Source organism: Variovorax sp. J22R115 (genome assembly GCF_030317005.1).
Lineage (GTDB): Bacteria > Pseudomonadota > Gammaproteobacteria > Burkholderiales > Burkholderiaceae_C > Variovorax.
Map to the genome: position 1 here is coordinate 18,575 of NZ_JASZYM010000028.1, position 24,483 is coordinate 43,057.

General features: G+C 70.9%; 6 protein-coding genes. All 6 read right to left on the reverse strand.

Annotated features, from left to right (window positions below):
• Positions 1–2 precede the first annotated feature (2 nt).
• Complete coding sequence (locus QTI04_RS31790) at positions 3–6,752, reverse strand: type I polyketide synthase (protein ID WP_286619212.1); 6,750 nt, start codon at positions 6,750–6,752, stop codon at positions 3–5.
• Positions 6,749–12,514, reverse strand: coding sequence for a type I polyketide synthase (locus QTI04_RS31795; RefSeq protein ID WP_286619213.1), 5,766 nt, complete (start codon positions 12,512–12,514; stop codon positions 6,749–6,751). The genes QTI04_RS31790 and QTI04_RS31795 overlap by 4 nt, the downstream gene beginning before the upstream one ends.
• The gene (locus tag QTI04_RS31800) at positions 12,511–13,488 is read right to left on the reverse strand and encodes a hypothetical protein (protein WP_286619215.1); all 978 of its coding nucleotides are present in this window, start codon (positions 13,486–13,488) and stop codon (positions 12,511–12,513) included. The genes QTI04_RS31795 and QTI04_RS31800 overlap by 4 nt, the downstream gene beginning before the upstream one ends.
• Entirely contained in the window at positions 13,485–18,104 is a 4,620-nt protein-coding gene (locus QTI04_RS31805) for a type I polyketide synthase (protein WP_286619216.1), read from the reverse strand. Before QTI04_RS31805 ends, QTI04_RS31800 begins: the two co-directional genes overlap by 4 nt.
• 1,076 nt (positions 18,105–19,180) lie before the next feature.
• Positions 19,181–23,059, reverse strand: coding sequence for an NACHT and WD repeat domain-containing protein (locus QTI04_RS31810; RefSeq protein WP_286619218.1), 3,879 nt, complete (start codon positions 23,057–23,059; stop codon positions 19,181–19,183).
• Positions 23,056–24,480, reverse strand: a complete 1,425-nt coding sequence (locus QTI04_RS31815) for a toll/interleukin-1 receptor domain-containing protein (RefSeq protein ID WP_286619220.1) — start codon at positions 24,478–24,480, stop codon at positions 23,056–23,058. The genes QTI04_RS31810 and QTI04_RS31815 overlap by 4 nt, the downstream gene beginning before the upstream one ends.
• Positions 24,481–24,483: the final 3 nt, after the last annotated feature.

Genomic DNA, 24,483 nt, shown 5'->3' on the forward strand with positions numbered 1-24,483 from the left:
CCTCAGGATGTCAGTAGCTTCGCCTGCAGGAGGTCTTCGACCTCGGCGTCGGAGAGCCGCGCGAGGTCGACGTGCTCCGGCGCCGCCGGCGCGGTCTGAGGCGACGATGGGGTCGTCGATGGGGTCGTCGATGCCGCCACTTCGGTCTGCGCGAGCACCCGGCTCAGCAGGAAGTCGGCGAGCGCGTCGACGGTGCCGTAGTCGAATGCCAAGGTCGACGGCAGGTTCGCGCCGACGCTGGCCTGCAGCTGCGTGCGCAGTTCGAGCGCGATCAGAGAGTCCATGCCGAGGTCGAAGAAGCTCTGCGCTCGATCGGGCAGGCGTGCGGCGTCGAGCCCGAGGACGCGTGCGAGCGTCGCTTGCACGTGTTCGACGACGATCGCGCGCCGTTCGCCGTGCGGCACGCCGCGCAGCCGCTCGGGGAGCTGATCGGGAAGCCGATCGGGCACCGCGGCCGGGGCTGCCCCCGCTGCGGCGACGGCGGCACGCGCACCGTCGGCGACAACGTCGAACAGCCGGCAGCGGCCGCGCGACTGGTACACATCGCGCAGTCGCGGCCAGTCGATGCGCACCACCGCGGCCTGCGTGACGTTCGCCGCGAGGAGTTGGCCGAGGTCGCGCGCAGCGTCGGACAGCGACGTGGTCGAGACGCCGATGCGTTCGAGCTCGGCGACGTCGGCCTCGGGCAGCATCCCGCCGCCGCCGAGCGGCCCCCAGTTGATACCGAGTGCGGGCAGCCCGAGCATGCGGCGATGGTGGACGAAGAGGTCGACGAAATGGTTCGCCGCGACGTAGTGGCCCTGCTCGCGCGCGCCCCACAGGGAGACCATCGACGAGCAGGCGACGAAGAAGTCGAGCGCGTCGCCGCGCGTCGCGCGGTGCAGCGCCCAGGTGCCGGCGACCTTCGCCGCATGGAGCCTGGCGAGGGTCGGCAGATCGAGCCCGGCGAGAGTGCAGCGGCCCGGCAGGCCGGCAGCGTGCACGATGCCGCGCAGTGCGAACCCGCTCGCGCGGATGGCGTCAAGTGCCTGTCGCACGGCCGTCTCGTCGGCGACGTCGGCGCGCACCACGTGCACGCTCGCGCCGAGGCGCTCGAGCGCGGCAATCGCCTGCTGCGCGTCGGCGCCGGCCGCGCCGCTGCGCCCGAGCAGCGTCAGATGGCGCGCACCCTGCCCGACCAGCCAATGCGCAATCTCCAGGCCGAGCGCACCGCAGCCGCCGCTGATCAGGTAGGTCGCCTGGCCGTGCACCGTGACAGCCAGCTCGGCCGACGCGACGGCACGCTCGCTCGGCACGATGCGCGGGACGAGGCGGCGCCCGCCGCGCAACGCGATGCGGTCCTCGCTGCCCGGTGCGTCGAGCAGCTGGAGGATCGCGGCCGCATCGGCGCCGGGGCCGCGCGGCCGGTCGAGGTCGAGCATCGCACCCCAGAGTTGCGGGTGCTCGCGCGCGATCGTGAGGCCGATGCCGCACAGCGCTGCGGCCGCCAAGGCCGGCGGCGGTTCGCCTGTCCCGCCGGCGACGCAGGCGCCCCTCGTCACGAGCCACACCGTCGATGCCGACCAGGCCGGCACCAGGGCCTGGACCAGGTGCAGCGCGCTCGCCGACAGCGCGATCGAATCGGCGACCATCGCATCGGTCGCGCACTCGCCGCAGTCACGGGCGTCGAGGGCCCACAGGTGCACGACACCCAGCGCTGCCGGCCCGTCCGCGAGGTGACCCAGCAGCCGAGCGACATCGCCCGGTCTCGTCGGGTCGATCTCGAATTCGTCTGCGCCCGTCTGCGCAAAGGCCGAGCCGCGCGACGCCCGCACCACCCGGTCGCCGCGCGCCTGGAGCGAGCGCGCGAGCGCGTGCCCGATCCCGCCTGCGTCGACGAACAGCAGCCAGCTGCGGCTTCGCGGCGTGGCTTCGGCTTGGCCGTTGCGCGCAACGATCAGTGCCTGGCGCGCCATCACCGGATGGCGCGTCGGATCGGCCGCAATGCTCTCGACCTCTGCAAAGCCCTCGGCGGCGAGCAAGTCGCGCCAGCGCCCGGCGTCGAGCAGCGGATACGACGGGCGCAGCGCGCTGTCCTCGAAGCGCCACCAGCCTGGCGTCAAGCCCCAGATCAGGTCGACCCAGTCGGCCGGCTCGGTGTTCTCGAGCAGCAGCAGCACGCCGCCCGGCGCGAGGAGCGAGCGGGCATGGGCGACGCTCTCGGCGAGCGAGCGGGTCGCGTGCAGCACGTTGAACACGATCGCGACGTCGAACGCTCCCTCGGCGAAGCCCTGCGCGCGGGGTGGCCGTTCGATGTCGAGCGTCTCGTAGCGCAGGAACCGATACGGCGCGAAGCGCTCGCGCGCCGCGGCGAAGTAGCCGGCCGAAACGTCGGTGTAGACGTATTCGGAGCGCGGCGGCAATGCCGGCAGGACGTGCGCGGTCGCGCCACCGGTGCCCGCGCCGATCTCGATCACCCGCAGCCCCGGGCCGGCCGGACGCGAACGGGCCATCGCGGCGACGGCGCTGCGCAGCAGGTCGTGCATGGCCGCCACGCCGGGCGAGTCGCCATAGACCGCCGCCGCCTTGCGCCCGCCGTCGCCGAACAGCAAAGGCAGCGGATCGCAGCGCCCGGCCAGCACGTCGCCCAGGCGCGCCGTGCAGCGGTCGAAGAGCTGCGTTTCGACCGCGGCCGCCGTCGTGTCGCCGACTGGATCCTCGACGGGCAGCCCGGCCGTCTGCATCCAGCCCTCGCCGTCACGGCGCAGCGCGCCGTAGCGCGCAAGCATGTCCAACAGCCGCCCGAACAGGCGCCGGTGTCGAGGCACGATGCCAAGGGCGCTTTGCAGGTCGTCGCCGGTGCGTGTCTCGCCGATGCGGTCGCGCCAGCCGAGCAGCCGCAATGCCGCCGCAGCCCGCGCCGGCGCGCGTGCGTCGAGCGCCGCGAGCGCGTCGGCGTACGCGACGATCCCTGGTTCGGCCGTCGACCGGTCGAGCCGCGGACGCAGTTCGGTGGCGATCAGCGCCGGCGACGGCAGCAGGGTTTCGTCGCCGGGAGGCGGCACCCAGCTCAGCTCGTAGTACGCCCCGCCGGGGCGCAGCAACGTCGCGCCGGCCGGTCGGGCGTGCAGGCCGGTCACTTCGATCAGCACCTCGCCCGCATCGTCATACAGCCGCAGGTCGGCGACGCGTACCGCGTCGCTGCCGGGGCGCAGCCGCGCGTGCGCCCACGCCGTGGTGGCGGGTCGGCGGTGGATGCGCAATTCGTCCATGCGCGTCTGCAGCCATGTCGCCCCGCCCTCGGGCGTCGTGGCACCGAGCACCTGTGCGCAGGCGTCGAGCCACAGTGGGTGAAGCCGATAGCGCGGGTCGCGCGCGCCGTCGGTGTCGGGCACGCGCAGCCGGCCGAGCGCTTCGCGCTCGCCGCGCCACAGCCGCTCGACGGCACGCATGGACGGCCCGAACTCGACGCCGTGGCGCGCATAGCCTGCATAGAGCGCGCTGGCGGTCGTCTCGCCGATGATGCGGGAGCGCAGGGTGTCCAGCGTATCGGGCGGCGTCCCGAGAGGGTCGGGCCCGGCGGAGGACAGCAGCCCGGTGGCATGCAGCGTCCAGCCGGACGACCCGGCGGCGCTGCCCTCGGCGGCGCGGCTGTGGACCTGGAGCGGCCGCCCCTCGGACGATGGCGCGAGGAGCGAGGTCTGCACGACGCGAGCGGTCTCGGCCTCGAGCGTGAGCGGACGGTGGAACACGAGGTCCGCAATGCGGCTCGCTTCGACGCCGAGCGTCGCCGCGGCCGCCAGCGCGAGCTCGACGTAGCCCGATGCCGGCATGAGCGGCGCGCCGAACACCCGGTGCTCGTCGAGGAGCTGCGGCTCGCCGGCGGCGAACTCGCCCTCCCAGACGGTCGCTTCGGGCTGGCACGCACGCTCGTGGCGAGCGCCAAGCAGTGGATGCAGCGCGGGATCGCGCGGCCTCGCTCGGCAGGTGGGCGCCGTGGCCGCCGTCGACCAGTACCGCAGGCGCTGGAACGGATAGGTCGGCAGGCGCACGCGGCGGTCCGAGCGGTCGCCGTCGAAACTTCGCCAGTCGACGGGTGTGCCGCGAACCCAGAGAGCGGCGAGCGTGCCGAGCAGCGTCTGCATGTCGTCCTGCCCGCGTCGCAAGCTCGGCAGCCAGGCCTTCTGCGCTGCCGCGTGCGGGACGCAGCTGCGGCCGAGCCCAAGCAGCACCGGATGCGGGCCGATCTCGACGCAGACGTCGACGCCGTGCCGGTCGAGCGTGCGCATGCCCTCGAGGAAGCGCACGGCCTCGCGTGCATGGCGCACCCAGTACCCGGGCGCCGCAACCTCCGCGCCAGCCAACTCGCCAGTCAGATTGGAGACCAGATCGAGCCTCGGCGACGACCAGGCGACGCTTGACGCGACCTGCCCGAAGCCGGTCAGCATCGGCTCGATCAGCGCCGAATGGAACGCGTGCGAGACGTTCAGCGGCTGCGTCGTGACGCCCTGCGCGGCGAGGTGCTCGCGCAGGCGCGCGACGCCGCCGCGCGCACCGGAGACCACGACGTGGTGCGGGCCATTGATCGCGGCGATCTCGATATCGGGGACGGACGCCGCGATGGCGGCGCGCACCTCGCCTTCGCCCGCGAGGACAGATGCCATCGCGCCGCCGGCGGGCAGCCGCTGCATGGCCTGCGCCCGCGCGACCACGAGCCGCAGGCCGTCCTCCAGTTCGAAGACGCCGGCGAGGCAGGCGGCGGCATACTCGCCGAGGCTGTGTCCGACCAGCAGGTCCGGCACGACGCCCCACGACATCCAAAGGCGCCCGAGGCAGTACTCGAGTGCAAACAGCGCCGGCTGGGTGTACTCGGTGCGGTCGAGTGCGCCGTCGGGTGACGCCGGATGCAGCACCTCCAGGAGCCGTCGCTCGAGCTGCGGCGCGAGCAACGCGTCGCAGCGCTCGAGGTCGCGGCGGAATGCGGGCTCGGTCTCGAACAGCCGGCGCGCCATCCCCGGGTACTGCGATCCCTGGCCGGTGAACAGGAAGGCAATGCGCGGCGGCCGCGCCGAGGCGGAGCGGTCGTGGCGGAGCAGTCCCGGAGCGTCGCGCCCGGCGGCATGAGCCCTGAGCTGCGCTGCGATCCCGGCGCCGCCATCGGCGAGCGCGCACAGTCGTTGGCGCAGCTGCGCGCGTCCGACGTTCGCGGCGTGGCAGACATCGCCGATCGGCTGCTGCGGATGGCGCTCCAGGTGGTCGGCCATGCGCGCGGCGAGCGCCTTCAGCGCGTCGTCCGACTGCGCCGACAGCGCCAGCAACTGCAGCGGCCGCTGCGCGGCGGCCGCAGGTGCTGCTGGCGGCGGCGCCGGCGGTGCGTCGGCGAGCACCACATGCGCGTTGGTGCCACCGAACCCGAACGAGCTGACGCCGGCAACCCGTGCCGAGGTGTCCCGAGGCCATCGCATCGCGGCACCCGGCACCACGAACGGCATCCGCGCCCAGGCGATGCGCGGATTCGGGTCGCGAAAATGCAGGTGCGCAGGGATCGTCTCGTGGCCCAGCGCGAGCACGACCTTGATCAGCCCGGCGATGCCGGCCGCGGCCTCGGCATGGCCGAAGTTGGTCTTGACCGACCCGACCGCAAGCGGGCGTCCTTGCGGGCGCGTTCCCGCAAACACCTCGGCGAGCGCCTGCAACTCGATCGGATCGCCGAGCGCGGTGCCGGTGCCGTGCGCTTCGACATACGACACCTCCGAAGGCGACGCCCCGGCGACCGCCAGCGCACGCCGGATCACCGCCTGCTGCGACGGCCCGCTCGGCACCGTCAGCCCGCTGCTGTGACCGTCCTGATTGACTGCCGAGCCACGGATCACGGCGAGCACCGCGTCGCCGGCGGCGCGCGCCGCCGACAGGCGCTTCAACACGACGACGCCGCAGCCTTCGGAACGCACGAAGCCGTCGGCGCGCGCGTCGAACGCCTTGCAGCGTCCGTCCGCCGCGAGCATTCGCGCGCGCGAGTGGGTGATGCTGACGGTCGGGGTCAGCAGCGCGTTGACACCGCCCGCGAGCGCCAGCTCGCACTCGTGCATTCGCAGGCTCTGGCATGCCAGGTGCACGGTCACCAGCGACGACGAGCAGGCGGTGTCGACCGCGAGGCTCGGACCCTCGAACCCGAACACGTACGACAGGCGCCCGGCGGCGACGCTGTGCGCATTGCCCGAGCCCATGTAGGAGTCGATCAGTTCGGGGCCGGCGGCCATCAGCAGCTGCGCGTAATCGGTGCCGCTGATGCCGACGAAGACGCCGGTGGGGCTGCCGCGCAGCCGGTCGGCGGCGATCCCGGCATGCTCGAGCGCCTCCCAGGCGACTTCGAGCAGCAACCGTTGCTGCGGGTCGACGGACATTGCCTCGCGCGGCGAGATGCCGAAGAACTGCGGATCGAACTCGTCGATGCGGCTGAGGAAGCCGCCTGAGCGGCTCGAGATCTTGCCGACCGCGGCCGGGTCGGGGTCATGCAAGGCGCTGGCATTCCAGCGCTCGGGCGGCACCTCGCCGATCGCGTCGCGCCCGTCCGCCAGCAACTGCCAGAAGCTGTCGGCATCTTCGACGCCGCCCGGATAGCGGCAGCCGATGCCGACGATCGCGATCGGCTCGGCCTGGGCCTGGCGCTTCAGCGCGTCAAGCTGCGTGCGCACATCCTTCAACGCCGCCAGCGCGCGCGCAAGCTGCGCGCGTTGCCGGTCGTCGGAAGGGGCGAGAGGGGGCGTGGTCATCGGGCAGGGTCCGCGAGTTCGTCGATCAGGCGGTCGATGTCGACCGCAGAAAGCTCGGCCAAGCTGCTGTCCTCGTGCGCCGCAGCCGCGGCCGTGCCGGGGGCCGATCCGATGCAGCCCTGCACGAAGTCCGCGAGCGCCTCGACGTTCGGATGATCGAAGGCGATCGTCGCCGGCAGCGCGCAGCGCAGGCTCGCAGCGAGGCGGTTGCGCAGTTCGACCGAGGTCAGGGAGTCCATCCCGAGTTCGAAGAAGCCCTGGCCCGGCTCGATCGCTTCGCCACCGGCGAGGCCGAGTACCCGCGCCGTCTCGGCGCGCACGTGGTCGGCCAGCAGCGCGCGCCGCCGGCGCGGCGAGGCGGCCCGCAGTTGAGCGGGCAGATCGGTGTCGGCCTCCGCGTCGACCCGGCACGGCGCCGCGGGCGCCAGTTCGGCCAGCAGGGGCCGGCGCAGCCACGGCGCGACGAGGCGCTCCCAATGCACTGCGGCGACCGCGATCTGCCCGCTCGCGGCATGCCAGATCCGTTCGAGCGCGGCGAACCCCTGCGCCGGCGTCAGTGCATCCGCGCCGCGCGCTTTGAGGCGCTCTTCGACGTCCTGCCGGGCGGCGGCGCCGACGCCGGACCAGGCACCCCAGTCGAGGCTCAGCGCCGGCAATCCGAGCGCGCGACGGTGCAACGCCAGCGCGTCGAGGAACGCGCACGCCGCCGCATGGGTCGCCTGCCCCGGGGTTCCGAGCACCGACGTGAACGACGAATAGAGCACGAAGCAATCGAGCTCGAGCGCCGCGGTCAGGCGGTGCAGGTGCCAGGCGCCCCCGGCCTTCGGCCGCAGCACACGGGCGAAGCGCGACCCGTCGAGCTGGCGCAGCGTGCCGTCGTCGAGCACCCCGGCGGCGTGGATGACGCCACGCAGCGGCGGCAGTTGTGCGGCGATGTGTTCGAGCAGCTGTCGGACCTCGTCGGCGCGGCTGACGTCGGCCTGCCGGGCGATGACCCGTACACCGGCGGCGCCGAGTTCGCGGATGGTGCGCTGCGCGTCGTCGCCGCCGACGCTTCGCCCGGCGAGCACCAGCGTGCGCGCGCCGTGTTTCGCCATCCACCTTGCCGTCAGCAGGCCGAGTCCGCCCAGGCCCCCCGTGATCAGGTAGCTTGCGTCGGCGCGAAACGCGACCGGTCGCGGCGCGACCTCGACCGACCGCACCAGCCGCGAGACCTCGCGTTGCCCGCCACGCCAACGGACCTCGTCTTCGGGAGTGCCGCCGGGAGTGTCAGAGTCGATCTCGTCCCACAGCACGTCGGCCGCCTCGTCGTGCGACGCGCAGGGATCGAGGTCGGCCCGCGCCGCGTGCAGTTCAGGATGCTCCGAGGTGATGACGCGGCCGAGTCCCCAGAGCGCCGCCTGTGCGAGTCCGGCGCTCGACGCCGGCGCGCGCACGCCGCCGACGGCCCCCCGAGTGACAAACCAAGTGCGCGCAGGCAGGCGTGGCGCGCCCGCGAGCGCGCGAACCAGCGCCACCGCGCTGCTGCAGCCGAGTTGTCCGGGCTCGGCCTCGTGCGCCGCGTCGAGCGCCGGTTCGTCCAGGCCCCACAGGTGCACGACCGCGAGCGAGCGCGCCGGATCGAGTGTCGCGATGGCCTGGTCGAAGGCTTCGCCGGGCCGCACCATGGTGGACGATCCGCCGCGCGCCGCGTGCCGCGCGGCAAGGCGGGTGCCGATCCCGTCGCGGTCGGTCAGGACCAGCCAGTGTGGCAGCGCCGCGGCTGAAGGCGCGGTCTCGGCCGCGCGGGCAACGATCAACGCCTGGCGCGCGAGGACGCCCCATTGCGCGTCGGGAAGCGCGAGCGACGCGGCGTCGCGAAACCCGCTTCGCTCGAGCAGCGCGATCCACTCGGGCGCGCCGATCAGCGGGTAGTCCGGGCGCAAGGCGTCGTCGGCGAAGCGCCACCAGCCATCGGTCAGCCCGAAGATCAGGTCGATCGTGCAGATCGGCGCGGTGCCCTCGATCAACAGCAGCAGCGCCCCGGGCGCGGCGAGTCGCCTCGCGTGGCGCAGCGCGACCGAGAGATCGCGCGTCGCGTGAAGCACGTTCGCGGCCACGATCAGGTCGAACGCGGGCTCGTCGGCAAAGCCCTGCTCGGCAGGGTCGCGCTCGATGTCGAAGGCCTTGAAGCGCATGAACGCGCGATCGGCGAACTGGGCGCGCGCGGCGGTCATGAAGCGCGGCGAGACATCGGTGCAGAGATAGTCGGTGCGTTCGGCGGGCAGCGCGTCGAGCAGTGCCGCGGTCGTCCCTCCCGTGCCGGCGCCGATTTCGAGCACACGCAGGCGGCGCCCGACGGGCAGGCGCCCGACCCCCTGCCCGATCGCCTCGCGCGCGATCCGGTTCATGATCTGCACGCCCGGCGCGTGGCGGTAGAGCCGGCTCGCCGCCGTCGTGTCGCCATCGGGGAACAGAAGCGCGAGGGGATCCTCGCGCCCGGCCAGCACGTCGGCGAGGCGCGGCCCGCAGCGCCCGAGCAGCGTCGCCTCGGCCTCGGCGCCCGGGCATGCGGCGAGCAGGCGCTCGAGCCGCGCTGCAGGCGCGGTCGGCGCTGCGACCGGCAGGCTCTCCCATTGGTCGCCGGCGCCATCGACGATGCGACGCAGCACCCCGGCCTCCTCGAGCATTCGCGCGCTGCGGTCGAGCAGGCGCCGCCGGCCCGGGACGACGCCGAACGTCGCGGCCAGGTGGTCGCGCCGGCAACGCTCGCCGGGGGCAAACGTCCAGCCCAACGCGCGCCAGGCATCGATGACGTAGCCGACGCTCACGCGTTCGAGCTCGGCGAGCGCACCGAGGTACGGCGCGTCGGCGTGCTCCTGTGCCACTGCGACCAGCCGCGGCTGCAGCGACGCGGCGAGTTGCTGCGATGCGCCCCAGTCGAGCGCGCTCGACGCAGGCTGCGGGCGCCATTGCACTTCGTAGCACAGCTCGGCATCGGCGCCGTCGCGCGCCGTCGGCTGGGCCTGCGCGGCGGGTGCGGCGCCGGTGGCAGGACGCCAGTGGCGTTCGCGCTGCCACGGATAGGTCGGCAGCGCGGGACGGGCGCGCCGTCGGTTGCGGTCGAGGCCCTGCCAGTCGACCGGCTGGCCGCATTCGTAGAGCCGTCCCAGGCCGTCGAGCATCACTTCCCAGTCGTTCGCGCCCGGCCTGAGGCCGGCGATCCCGAGCGCGGGCCGGGCGGTGCCGGGCGTGCACTGGCGCACCAGGTCAAGCAGCGTGCGCCCGGGGCCGCCTTCGATGTATGCATCGCAGCCCAGCCGGGCCAAGGTGGCCGCACCGGCCGCGAACTGGACCGGGGCGCGGACGTGGCGCACCCAGTACTCGGGCGTTGCGACCTCCGGGCCCGCCGGCTGTCCCGTCAGGTTGCTCACGAGCGGCAGCTGTGGCGGCCGATAGCGCACCTGGCGCGCCGCGTGCTCGAATTCGGCGAGCATCGGCTCCACGAGCGGCGAGTGGAACGCATGCGAGACGCGCAGGCGCCGGGCCACCACGCCCGATGCCGTGAGCGCCGTGACGATGGCGTCGACTGCGTGCACGGTGCCCGAGATCACCGTCTGCTGAGGTGTGTTGAGCGCGGCGATCGACGCTTCGCCGGCATGGCGTGCGACCCACGGCGCAACGACTTCGGCTGCAGTGCCGATGGCGGCCATCGCACCGCCCGCGGGCAGACGCGACATCAGGACCGCGCGGCGCGCGACCAGCCGCAGCCCATCCTCGACGCTGAACACGCCGGCCGCGCATGCGGCGACATACTCGCCGACACTGTGCCCGGCGACCGCGCTCGGCGCGACGCCCCAGGACCGCCACAGCTCCGCGAGCGCGAACCCGATCGCGAACAGCGCCGGTTGCGTGTACATCGTGTCGTCGAGCCGGCCGCCGCCGTTGCCGTGGATCGCATCGGTCAGCGCGATCGGCAGCAGGTCGCGGACGATCTCCGCGCAGCGGTCGATCGCATGGCGGTAGATCGGCTCGGTGTCGTAGAGCGTGCGGCCCATGCCTTCGTACTGCGCGCCCTGCCCGGGAAAGAGGAACGCCGGCCTGGGCGGCGCCGCGGTCGCGCCAGCGTCGGCCGTGGCGCAGCCGGCCCCTGCGACCGCCGCAGCCAGCGCGCGCAGCCGCGGCAGGGCGTCGCGCGCGTTCGCCGCAACGAGCGCGGCACGCACCGGCAGTTGCGCGCGTCCGGTGTTGGCGGCGAAGCAGATGTCGGGCCAGGTCTCGTGCGGATGCGCTTCCAGATGATCGGCGTAGCGTCGCGCCACCGTCCGCAGCGCGCCGCGGGTACGCGCCGACAGCGCCAGCAGGTGCAGCGGACGGTCCGCCTCCGCGGGGGGCGACAGCAACCCGGGAACCGCCTGCTGCACCACGACGTGCGCATTGGTACCGCTCGCGCCGAACGAGCTGACGCCGGCGTGCCGCGGACCGTCGCGCATCGGCCAGGGCCGGCGCTCCGTGACGACCTCGAGCGGCAACCCGGCCCACGGGATGTGCGGGTTCGGCACGCTGAAGTGCAGGTGCGCCGGGATCTCGCCGTGTTGCAGCGCGAGCACGACCTTGATCAGACCAGCGATTCCGGCGGCCGCTTCGGCGTGGCCGAGGTTGGTCTTGGCCGAACCGATGAGCAACGGACACGCCGGGTCGCGTCCGCCGGCGAGCGCAGCGGCGGCCGCCTGCACCTCGATCGGGTCGCCCAGTGGCGTCCCGGTGCCGTGCGCCTCGAGGTAGTCGATCTGCGCCGGCTCGACGCGCGCGTTGGACAGTGCGCGGCGGATCAGCGCCTCCTGCGCGCGGCCGCTGGGCACGGTGAAGCCGCCGCTGGCGCCGTCGTGGTTGACCGCCGAGCCCCGGATCAGCGCGAGCACGCGGTCGCCCGCGGCGACGGCGTCCGACCAGCGCTTGAGCACGATGACGCCGCAGCCCTCGGCCCGCGCATACCCGTCCGCGGCCGCGTCGAAGGTCTTGCAACGGCCATCGGCGGCGAGCATGCGGGCCCGGCAGATCGCGACGCTGTTGTCGGGCGCCAGGATCAGGTTGGCCCCGCCGGCGAGTGCCAGGTCCGATTCGCCGGCTCGCAGGCTCTGGCACGCGAGGTGCACCGCCACCAGGGAGGACGAGCACGCCGTGTCGACCACCATGCAGGGCCCCTGCAGCCCGAGGACGTGCGCGATGCGGCCGGCCGCGCCGTTCAGCGAGTTGCCGGTGCTGTAGTAGGCGTCCAGCGCCGCCGCGCCTTCGCGCAGCAACAGACCCCCATAGTCGTTGGTCGTCAGCCCGACGAAGACGCCGCTGCTGCTGCCCGAAAGCCGGTCGGGGGCCAGTCCCGCATGTTCGAGTGCCTCCCAGGCGACTTCGAGCAACAGCCGCTGCTGCGGGTCCATGCTGGCTGCCTCGCGCGGCGCGATCTCGAAGAAGCGCGCATCGAAGCCGTCGACCTCGGCGAGGAATCCGCCGCGGCGCACGTACATGGTGCCCGCGGCGTGAGGGTCGGTGTCGAAGTATGCATCGACGTCCCAGCGCCCGACCGGGATCTCGCCGGTGGCGTCGACAGCGCCCTGCAGCAGCCGCCAGTAGGCCTCGGGACCGTCAGCGCCGCCGGGAAAGCGGCAGCCGATCCCGATCGCGGCGATCGGCTCGGACTTCGCGCGTTGCAGACCCTCGATGCGGGCCGCCGCTTCGTCGAGCAGGCCCGCGAGTCGGCTCGAGGTCGCAAGGTCGGTGCTCATGGCCGAACCTCCTCTTCGCCTTCGACCCGGTACCAGGTCGGGCTGAGCCCCGGCAGGTTGCCGCGCAGACCGATGCGGTGGAAGCGCCCACCGCGCTCATCCTCGAAAGACAGTTCAGCGCACAGCGCTGCGATGTGAAAGGTCGCGCCGGCGTGCGCGATCAATCGAGTGTGTCGCGCATCGTCAAGGTGCAGGCCGTCTTCGCCGCCCGCGATCACGAGCCGGTCGTCCGAGCCCATGTCGCGAAAGGGCCCGAGGAAGCGAGACGGCGCCTCGATGCGCACGCGCGGCTCATCGAACGGCGGCAGCCCGAGGAACTCGGCGATCCGCCGTTCGCGCGCAGGCCACCCCGGTGCATCCAGCGCGAGCACCGGCATCCCGAGGCGAGCGCACAGTGACTCGGCGAGGTCGCTCCAGCGCTGGTAGAAGCGCACCAAGCCAGCGAAGTCGGCGAGGCCGTGGTCGCGGCCGTAAGGCGTGGCGGCGAGCAGCTTGATCAGCGCCGCCTCGTAGCCTGAATCGCACCGGTCGTCGCACACCGCACGCAGCGCCTGCGCCACGTCGCCCGGGCGAAACCAGACGAGCACGGGCCGCTGACCGGCGACGGCGTGGTCGCAGGCAAGGATGCTCGACGTGATCTCGCGCTCGTCGGCGTTCATCGCCAGCAGCAGCCCGACCGTCGATTGCAGCAGCGCGCTTTCCAGGATCGTCCTCACGCCGCTGGCCGCGCAGTGCAGGGCAAGCCGCCGCCAGCGCATCGGCAGCGTGCGCGTGGCGAAGCCGGGCGCGACCGCCCCGCTCTCGAAGATGCACTGCAGTTCGCCCGCCTCCCAGATCGGGTGCGAGGTGTCGTGCTCGTAGATCCAGCGTGCTGCGACGCCGCAGCGTTCCAGGTGCAGCCAAAGCCGTTGCGCGGTGGTCGACTTGCCGGAGCCGGTCAGGCCGTCGATCAGGATCAGCGTCGTATCGATCATGACGCACGCACCAGTGATTCGAGCCGGGCGATCCGGGCCTCGATGGCGTGGGGCAGCGCCTCGACCGGCGTGGGCGCGGGCGCAGCAGCGGGTGCATCAGCCCAGCCGAGCGCCTCGGTGGCCAGCCAGTCGGCCATCTCGGCAATGGTGGGACGGTCGAAGACGATCGTCGACGACAGGGTGATGCCGAAGTCGCGGGCGAGACGGTTCCTCAGCTCGATGGCCATCAGTGAATCCATGCCCATCCGGAAGAAGCCCTTGCGCACGTCGGGGCGCTCGCTCTCACCGAGGCCGAGGACGCCGGCGACGCGCCGCTGCAGATGGCCGAGCAGCCAGTCGCGGCGCGCGGCCGGTGTCAACGTTGCGTAATCGGCCTCGAGACGGGCGCCGGGAGCCGCCGCTGCCATCGAAGGCTCCGGCGCCTGCGGCCAGAGGCGCGCCAGCAGCGGACGTTCGCGCCCGGCCTCGTAGACCTCGCGGAATCGCGGCCAGTCGACGTCGGCGACCGCGATGTGCGGCTCGAGTGTTCCAAGGTGCCGTTCCATCGCCGCGAGCGCGTCGGCCGGCGCCAGGGCGCGCACGCCGACGCGAGCGAGCCAGTCGCGCGCCCTGCCGGTCGCCATGCCGGCGTCGTTCCAGGGCCCCCACGCGATGCTCAGCGCCGGCAGGCCAAGACCACGGCGATGCGCGGCCAACGCGTCGAGGAAGGCGTTGGCCGCGGCATAGTGCGCCTGGCCTTTCGAACCCCAGGTCGCCGCAACGGACGAATAGAGCACAAACAGATCGAGGTCGAGCGTCGCGGTCAGCTGATGCAACAGCCATGCACCGGCGACCTTCGGCCTCAGCACGGCCTCGATCGCGGCAGGCGTGAGGCTCTCCAGAGGCTCGTGGCCGTAGACGCCAGCCGCGTGGACGATGCCGCCGAGTGGCGGCAGTCGTGAACCGATGTCGTCGAAGACTCGCTGCAGGTCGGCGCCCGAGGCAGTGTCGGCGGCTGTCACGACGACCGTTGCGCCACGACGCTGCAGCTCGGCGACCGCCGCACGCGCTGGCGGCGACGGCAGATTCCGGCCGGCCAGGACCAGGTGAGCCGCGCCGCGCCCGACCATCCAGTCGGCAACGCGCAGGCCGAGCGCACCCAGCCCGCCGGTGATCAGGTAGGTCGCGTCGGCGCGCAGCGCGCGCACTCCCCCGGGAACGCCGGCTTCAGGCAGGGGCTCGACGCGCGCGACAAAACGCTGTCCGGCGCGGATCGCGACCGCGTCTTCGATGCCGGACAGCGCGATCTCGGCCGCCACTGCGGCGAGGTCGGCGTCGCTGGCAAGCGTCGCCACGTCGATCGTGCCGCCCCAGAACTCCGGGTGTTCCAACGCGATGGTCCTGGCAAAGCCTCGCACGCAGGCCGACGAGCACCCCGGCGCCATGGCGGCTGGCTCGACGGCCACCGCACCGCGCGTGACGATCCACAGGCGCGTGTCAGCGCAACGGGTCGCGGACGAGGCCGCGATGGCCCGCACCAGTTGCAGCAGCGCGGCGCAGTCGTGCACCTGCGCCGCGAGCAGCGCCTCGGCGGGTGCGGATGGCCCCAGCGCCTCGGCGCTGTCGCATGCCCAGAGGATGCCTTGGGCGTGCGACTGCGCGAGCAGCCGTTCGACACCTGCATCGGCGCGCGCCACACGCACGCGAGCGCCCTGGCGTGCGAGCGCCGCGGCGGTTCGTTCGCCCAACCCGCCCTCGTCGTCGATGACCAGCCAGTGCCGCAAAGCGGACGACGTTGCAACGGGCGCAGGGGACTGCCGGAGCCACGTCAGCCGATACGCGGGCAGCGGCACGCGAGCCGGTGACTCGGAGGGCGACGCCATGGCCGCGTCGCTCCAGTAACGCTGACGCTCGAACGGATAGGTCGGCAGCGCAACGCGCCGGCGTGCTCGGCCGCGGTCGACGCCATCCCAATCGACCGGAACACCGAGTTCGTGCAGCCGCGCCAATGACGACAGCATCGTGCGTCCGTCGTCACGCCCGGGCAGCAGGCTGGGCAGCAGCACCGGCGGATCGTCGGCGAAGTGGCGCCCGGCCAGGCCGAGCAGGGTGCCGCCGGGGCCGATCTCGACGCAGATCCGCACACCGCACCGCCGCAGAGTGTCCAGTCCATCGGCGAAGCGCACCGGCTGGCGAGCATGCATCGCCCAGTAGGTCGCCCAGTCGTGGGCGCCGAGCGCGCGCGCCTGCAAGCGGCCCGAGACATTCGTGATCAAGTCGACCCGCGGCGCCTGGTGGACGATCTGACGGGCCGCATCGGCGAGCGGTGCCAGCACGGGATCGAGCGTCGGCGAGTGAAACGCATGCGAGACATTCAGCGCGCGCGCGCTGATGCCCTCGGCCGCGAGGCGCGCCAGTACCGCGCGCAACGGTTCCGGCGGCCCGGCGACGACCACGCTCGCGTCGCCATTGACCGCGGCGATGGCGACTTGATGGGCGACAAGCTCCCCGCAGCTGGCGAGGGCGTAGCGCACGCGCTGCTCGCCCGCGTGCACCGCGGCCATCGCGCCGCCCGGCAACGCCTGCATCAGCCGCGCGCGCTCGGCGACGAGCCGCAGGCCATCCTCGAACCCGAAGACGCCGGCGACGCACGCGGCGACGTACTCGCCAACGCTGTGGCCGAGCACCGCGCGCGGCACGACGCCCCATGACTGCCACAGTTCAGCGAGCGCGTACTCGAGCGCAAACAGCGCCGGCTGCGTGAAGCCTGTCTGGTCGAGCCGGCGGTCGTCTGCGTCGCTGTGCATCAGCCGCACGAGCGAAGTCCGCAGCAACGGCGAGAGCACGTCGTCGCAGCGGTCGAGCACGCGGCGAAACAGCGGCTCGGTCTGGTACAGCCCGCGTCCCATCTGCAGGTACTGCGCACCCTGGCCGGAGAACAGGAATGCAACGCCAGGTGCCTCGGCGCCCTCGTCCGGGGCCACGCCCGGCTCGGTGTCGCCCGCGGCGACCGCCGAGAGTCCGCGAGCGAGTTCATCGGGCGACGAGGCGACGAGCCCGACGCGCACCGGAAAATGCGTGCGCCCCGTGTTCGCGCTGTATCCGATGTCGGCCAGCGCAAGCCCGAGGTGCGCGTGCAGGTGTGCCTCGAAGCGCGTGGCCTGCGCGCGCAGCGCCGACGCCGAACGCGCCGAGAGTGCAATCAGGTGCACCGGGCGCCCGCACGCGGCCGGCCGAGGCTCGACAGGCGGAGCGGCTTGCACCACCACGTGGGCGTTGGTGCCGCTCATGCCGAACGAGCTGACGCCCGCGAGGCGCAGCGTGGAAGCGGCATCGGTGCCGGCACGCGGCCACGCGGTGGGATGCGTCGGCACGGCGATCGACAGCGCATCCCAGTCGATGCGCGGGTTCGGCTGGCGCAGGTGCAGGTGCGGCGGGATGGTCCGGTGTGTCAGCGCAAGCACGACCTTGATCAGCCCTGCAATGCCGGCCGCCGCTTCGAGATGGCCGATGTTGGTCTTGACGGACCCGATCCGCAACGCATCATCGCGTCCCCGTTGGGTGCCGCAGAGCACCGCTGCCAGCGCCTCGACCTCGATCGGGTCGCCGAGCGGCGTCCCGGTGCCGTGGGCCTCGACGTAGCCAATCTCGCCGGCCTGCACGCGGGCGTTGGCCAGTGCGGCGCGAATCACCTGTTCCTGCGCGGCCTGGTTCGGCACGGTGAGTCCGCTGCTGTGGCCATCGTGGTTGACCGCCGAGCCGCGGAGCAGCGCGAGGATCGTGTCCCCCCGGTCGAGCGCATCCGAAAGACGCCGCAGCACGACGACTCCGCAGCCTTCGCCCTGGCCGAATCCGTCGGCCGATACGTCGAATGCCTTGCAGCGGCCATCGGCCGCCAGCGCCCGGCTCATCGACATCATGATTGCCACTTGCGGCGACAGGTGCACATGGCAGCCGGCAGTCAGCGCGAGGTCGCATTCGCGCAGCCTGAGGCTCTGGCACGCCAGGTGGACTGCCAGCAGCGACGAGGAGCACGCAGTGTCGACGGCCAGGTTCGGACCCTTCAGGTCGAGCACGTGGGCGAGCCGGCCGGGGCCGTAGCACAGGCCGTTGCCGGTCGCGTGCCAGGCCGTCAGCGACGGCGTTGCTGCGTGCAGCAGGTGTTGCGAGTAGTCGCTGCGCCCGATGCCGACGAACACACCGGTGCGGCTGCCGCGCAACCGGTCAGGTGCCTGCCCGGCGTGTTCGAGCGCCTCCCAGGAGACCTCGAGCAGCAGTCGCTGCTGCGGATCAAGAAGCACCGCCTCACGCGGCGAGATGCCGAAGAACGCCGCGTCGAAGCGCTCGATGTCCTCGACGAACGCACCTTCACGGGTATAGATCGCACCCGGTGTCGCTGGCGTCGGGTCGTAGTAGGAGGCAACGTCGTAGCGCTCATGCGGGATCGGGCCGACCGCATCGAACCCGGCGAGCAGGCGCTCCCAGAAGGCATCGGGGCCATTGGCGCCGCCAGGGAAGCGACAGCCCATGCCAATGACGGCGATCGGCTCGGACGCTGCGCGTTCGGCCGCCTCGAGCCGTGCCCGCGCCTGCCTGAGGGCGGCTACGACGCGCTGCGATGAAGATGGCAGCCCCATGGAAGACTCTCGTCCCATTGCAGACGGCCAGCTCGCGCCGGCATCCGCATGTTCAAACTGTCGCGATGGCTTCGTGCGGGCAGACGCTCGAGAAGGAGTCGGCATTCGGGACGGGCCCAAGAAGACTCGACCGATTCATGCCTGAAGACACTCCCGCACCGTTGGGCGACGAGCGAATTCCACCCTGCAGCGCACCTGCCAGTACCATCGGGTACCTTGCCGTTGACTGGAAGACTCAATCCCTCCAGAACGCGGACGCGTAGGCGCGACATACACCTTCCTCCCGGTTCCGAGAAGCGTTGTTATCACGGTTTGGCCGTGTGTGAATGCTCGCGCTCAAAGCGCGGGGGGGCCAGTGTCGTCGCGCTCGTGACGCTCGTCAATACGACTTGCGATCAATGCCGCAACTCGGTCTTTCGCTTGTTGCTTCTCAGAGTTTGCGACATCCCACACCACCAAAACTGTGCACGCACACGGCGTTGCGCATCGGCACGATTCGCATGGGATGTCCTGCCAAGTTGCGGCGTGCGCGGACTCAAATGCGCCGCAACGACAACGAAGTGACTGGTGCAAAGATTTGAGATCCAGCGCATCCGCACCGTCCACGACGCGGTCAACGTGTCAGACTTCTCGGCACCGAGGAGCACGCGCCGGCCTCCAACTCGGTGAGCAAGTAGTAATTAAGAACTACTTTATTACTCAGTGATTTCGGGTCACTCTCAATTGCGCGAGGTGATCGGTCTAGTACGAATGGAAGGTTGTAGCGACGACCCATCCCCGATACGCAGACAGAGGGGTTTTTGGTCGAAAGACAGTCATGTGCCCCCGCACCGCAGGCTCTTGACAGGCGCACGCGCCAGATCGACGAACCGACCCCTTGCGTAGCAAACCCAATACGCAGCCATTCTCGACTTGTTCAATTCGAGGAGTGTTTGCGTGGCTGACTCTATTTGATAACTAATTCAATGAGATCATTGCCAACGCGCAATACCAGAATCCCCACTCACGCTACGCACGCGAGGATCCTCGCAGCGCAAAGCGCTGCCGACCTATTCCTGCCGACCGGCTGAGAACGATCAGCGCCTCCAGTTCAACAGCGAGCCCCATCCGAAATCCCGCATCGTGACCCGACTCTGTGCTTCGGTCGTCACCGCTTCGTCGCCTGTCAGCACGGCCAGCTTGGACACGACTTCCGGCAGTTGCGCGACTTCCAGCGTGCAGAGTTCGCAGCGACTGAGCCGGACGGTACCGTCGTCGCTGGACGAAAGTATCGTCTTGCCGTCCTTGGCGAACTGCGCGGTACTGACCGTCTCGCTGTGCGCGCGCAGGCTCACAAGCTTCACGACGCGGTGCTTCTTCGGGTCGAAGCTCCAGATGTCGACCTGACCGTCTGCGCTGCCCGTGGCGATGCGCCGGCCTGTCGAGTCGAATGCGGCGGTCATCAAGGTCCCGCTGCCGCCTCCCAGTTCCACGATCTTGTCCGTCGCCGGGTTCATGGGCCAGGCCTTCGCGCTGCGGTCGTTGCTGCTCGACAGCAGCCACTGACTGTCCGGGCTGAAGCTCAAGGACCGGATCGCCCCTTTGTGGGCATGAATGATCTGCGCATGGCCTGACAACCCGTCGCGGGGCCAGAGTTCGATGGTTCGCTCGTTGGTGACTGCGATCCAGCGGCCGTCCGGACTCAGCGCGATGACACCACGCCGAGGATCGGATGTGCCCGAAACGGCCAGCGATTCCGCGTCGTCGTGGTCCAGCGCGGAGCTCGGCCACAACGCCAGAACGCCGTTGTCATCGATCGTGAGGAGTTCGTCGCCAGCGCTCGAGAAGACCGCCTGACGCCATCCGACCAGCCAATTGGGTCTTTGCTCGACACCGGAGACCGCATCGAAGACCGTGGCGCCCGCCAGGGTCGACACGTCTTCCGTCGCCACGCTCGCGGCCAGGAACCGTCCATCCCGGCTCCATGAGGGACGCGAAAGGGTGCCTTTCGAATCGATCTGCAGCGTCGTTTGCCTCGGGGCTTCCTCGATGTCGTGACGCCCATTCAGTTCCAGGATGGCGCTGCCCTTCTCTTCGAGGATCGCGGCGCGGGTGCCGTCCGGCGAATACGCGGCGCCCAGGATCCTGGATTCGCTCGCGCGCAAGAGCTGCGGGATATCGAGACGCCAGCGCAGCGCCTGACCATCGAGGCCCAACGTGACCAGGCTGCTGCCGTCGGCGGAAGTGAAGATCGCACGCAGCACGACGTCGCGGTGTCCTCGCAAGATCGCAACGGGAAGCGCCGTTCGCATCGACCAGACGCGCACGATGCCGTCATGGCTCGCAGTGACGATCAGCGAGTCGTTCGCTGCAAAGTCGATGTCGGACACCCAGTCGTCGTGCTTCAGGACCCGCTCGGAATGGTCGCCGTCCCAGATCTGGACCGTCTTGCCCGACAGCGTGGCGAACAGGTGCCGGTCACCACGCGCGGGCAGGTAACGCACCGCCTCGATCTCGCGCGCATGCGCCAGCGGTTGCCCGGAAGCCCCGTCCTTGTGGCCTTCCGGGCGTTTCGGATCCCCCTTGTCGAGCCGCCACATGATGGCATTGCGGTCGGCACCGGCGCTCAGCAGCCGCCGGTTGTCGGCCGGATCGAAGGCGAGATCGAGCACCTTTTTTCCGCCATGGGTCCGGCGCACGGTGCCGGAACGCGCTGCATTCGACGCATCGATCTCCTGCCAGATGTCCGGCGCTCCCTTCTGTGCTGGCGCCGCGAGTTGCCTGACCTCGATCTGGCCCGATGCATCCCCGATGGCGAGACTCCCGCCATCCGCCGAGAAGGCCAGCGCCGCGATCTCCGGGCGGGCCTGACGCGGCTCGTACGCGAGTGTCGGCGGGCTGCCCCTGTCGAGCTGCCACACCCATACTGCGCCCGAGCAGTCGCCGGCAACGCGCGAGCCGAAGATCGCCATCGTCTTCGTCACGCCGCCGCGGGGACAGACCAACGGCCTGGCCTCGGTGCCATCGAGCCGCTGGTGCTGCGCCTCGCCATCCGCCGTGAGTGTGACGACCGAGTTGTTGTCTGCGCTCATCCAAGCCCGCCGGATCGTGCCGCTGCGATTCATCGGCGTTCCGATCTCGTTCAGCGTCTGTGCATCCAGCACCTGCACGGAATTGGCGCGAACCGCCAGGAGGCGCGTGCTGTCGGGACTGAGCGCCAGGTCGGCAATGGTCGGCGCCCCCGGCAGTGCCAGGTCGACGTGGCTCACCTGCAATGTCGCCAGTGCGCTGCGCAGGGCGATGACGGCACCGCTGTTGGAGGCGTCAAACCGGACTGCGGCCATGGCGAGGTGGGCGGCCTTCGCAGGATTGCGATTGAGCTCGCCGTAGGCATAGCTGGTGAGAATGCGCGCCTTCGTCGCCCCCGCCAGCATGAAACCGGCGGCGCCGATGACCAGGGCGGTGACGAAAATCGTGCCGGCCAGCCCGGTGATCAGCCATCTCCGGTTGCGCTCCCTGAGCGCCGACCGCCGCTGCGCCACGCTGCTGCGTTCCAGGTATCGCTGGACGGCCTCGCAGCGTTGCGCACCGACCTTGGCGCCAAGGTACAGGCCCGCCCAGGCGCCGTTGGGCCGTTGGGTCGCGTGCCATTCGAGCGCATCGGCCAGTGCGGCGCCACGCAGCAAGGAACCCTCACCCTTCGCGTTCTGCTCCTCCTGGTAGACGATGTTCCGGAGGCGCTGTTCCGACTCCGACTCGGCCGCGACCCAATCCCGCAGCCGATCCCACAGCCGGATCAAGCTCTCGTGGGAAATGTTGATGATCGGATTGCCGTCCAGCACCGGGCCGTCCATCAGGAAGCAGGTGTCGCGCTGCCGGAAGCGCTGGACCACCTTGGCCACGTCGTCGCGCGGGCCTGCGACGACCTCGCAGAGCGTGTCGAAGGGGAGTGGCCGCCGCCGCTCGCGCCCCTCCGGCCCGCGCTGCAGGCTGGACCGCTCGGTGACCCGTTCAGTGAGCGCGCGAAACACCTTGGCAACCGTGGCCTCCAGACCCGGCAGGTCCCCGCACGCTTCCTTTCCGTGTTCCGACAGCGCGCGCACCGTCGTGCCCGCCTCCTCGTAGTGAACGATGTCGATCGGCGACGCGCCGCCGGTGGCGCCCGCCCACTTGTTCCAGGTACGGGTCAGCGCGTGCTGCAGCACCGGCAGGTCGTCGTAGGCGTCGGTGACATCATTGAGCAGTCGCTGCACCAGTCGCGGCGACACCTGCTTGCCACGCAGACCCACGGGGCCGGTGATCACCTCCGTGCGCTGGGCGCGGGTCAGCCGTGGCACCAGGTACTGTCCGCGGCTGATGGCCTCGGGGAGCCCGCGAAAATCGGCGCAGCTGCCGAGTTCATCGGATCGCAGCGTGATCATGACGCTGACCGGCGAGTCGCGATCGAAGGCCACGTTCAACAACAGCTTGACGAAAGCCTGGGACTCGTCCGGGTCGAGCTCCTCGCGAAAGATCTCCTCGAACTGGTCGACGACGACCAGCAGGCGCTGCTGCGGGCCCGGGCGCGAAAGCCGGATCGCATCGATCAGCCCGCGACCGCCCAGCCTGAGCCAGCCCAGCAGCCGGGCCTCGGCATCCGGGTCCTCAGCCAGCGCGTTGTCGCCTTCCAGTGCCGGAACCAGCGCGCGCGCCAGGGCGACCGTCGGCTGCGGACAGGCAGACATGATGGCGCTGCGCCACTGCGACTTTCCGTCGCCATTCAGGTCGCGCAGCCGGTGAAGCAGGCCGGCGCGCACGAGTGACGATTTGCCGCAGCCCGAGTCGCCCGTGACGGCCAGAAAGGCCACTTGCGAGATCCGCGCCGCGAGTTCGTCGACCTGTTGCTGGCGGCCGAAGAAGCGATCGGCTTCGCTGGTATCGAACGGACGCAGGCCAGGAAAAGGGTTCAGGTCCCGCAACGACGGGGTGCCGCTCATGATGGCTGCTCTGCCGTCGCTACAAAGGCGCGCAGCGAGGATTCGAAGTCGTCCCCACCGACGCGCAGATGGTGGACGCGGCGCGCGTGAAAGGTGGCCTTCTCGTCGCTGTCGGTCCCGGCGACACACAGCGCCAGCGCCGAACGCTCGCGAAAGGCGCTCAGGGTCTTCGCGTCGAGCACCGCCTGGATCCAGCTCTCGGTCACGTCGCCCCAGATCACCACGCAGCCGCTGCACTCGGCCAGCGCGTCGGCATGCGTCGCGAGTGCGTCACCCGATTCGATCTTGATGCGAAGACTGTCGCGGTCGATCCGCTCGGAGAGCAACCGCGTCAGTTCGCCGCTGGCGACCATGTCGCCCGGCCCGATCACGACGGCCAGCTTCGCCGGCGCCGGGCTCGATACGGCCGGCGCGGGGGCGGACCTCAGTTCCCTGACCTTGTCGTAGACGAGGGTCTTGAACTTCTCGATGCTGTCGCCGTCCAGGTACTCGACGCCCTGCTCGGCGAGGTCGTCGTGGATGTAGTCGACGAGTTCCCGCAGTTCCTCGTGCGGCTCGGATCCCGTGGGAATCCACACCAGCGGCATGGGCCGTCCCGCCTCCTTCATGGCCTTCGCCGCGCGTTCGAGTTGCTTGCGCAGGATCGCTTTCAGCTCGTCATTCGCCCGCGGGGGAATGATGTGCACGCAGAGCTGCGCGCGGGCCAGATCGGCACTGAGGCGCTGCTCCAGGATGGGCGAATTCCAGATGTACTGCTTTTCCGGGAGCAGGAGGATCTCGTCGTGCTGCAACAGATCGCAGAGGAGATCCGTGCGACGGTCGTCCGCACCGTAGCCCATGCTGGCCAGGAACAGCGGGGTCATCCCGTGCTGCAGGATGCCGGCAAGCTCTTGCAGCCTGCGCACCAGTTGGACGCCCAGAACTGCCACCTCGTGATAGAAGCTGCCCTTCTCGTTCGCGCGGTTGCCTGGATCGAGTTCGAGCCCGGACTCCTTGTCGAAGATGCCCGTGTAGTGGTAGGGCGCGAACTCCTCAGGGAGCGACTTGAGCGCATGACGCAGGATCGGGACGACCACGCTCTCGATGCCGTTCGATGCCTCATGGCTCGATCTGCGCAAATAGAGATCGAACTCCCTGGCGCACACGGCGGAGTCGAGATAGTTCTCAGTGAGCACCGCGATGAAGATCGCTGCGGAGGACACCGCCTTCTCGATTTCTTCGTTCCAGTTGTCCCCGTACCTCAGGTCCGACGTGTCACGCCAGATGTCGACGCGGTTCAGGCGGGTCGTGAGTTCGCGCGCCAGCTTCTCGCAAAACTGCTCGATCCATGGGTCGGGAGGCGCGTCAATGTGCCGATAGCTCAGGAAGATGTCATGCTCGAACTTCGGTAGGTAAGGTCCCGTGCTGATCGCAGTCGCCATGGT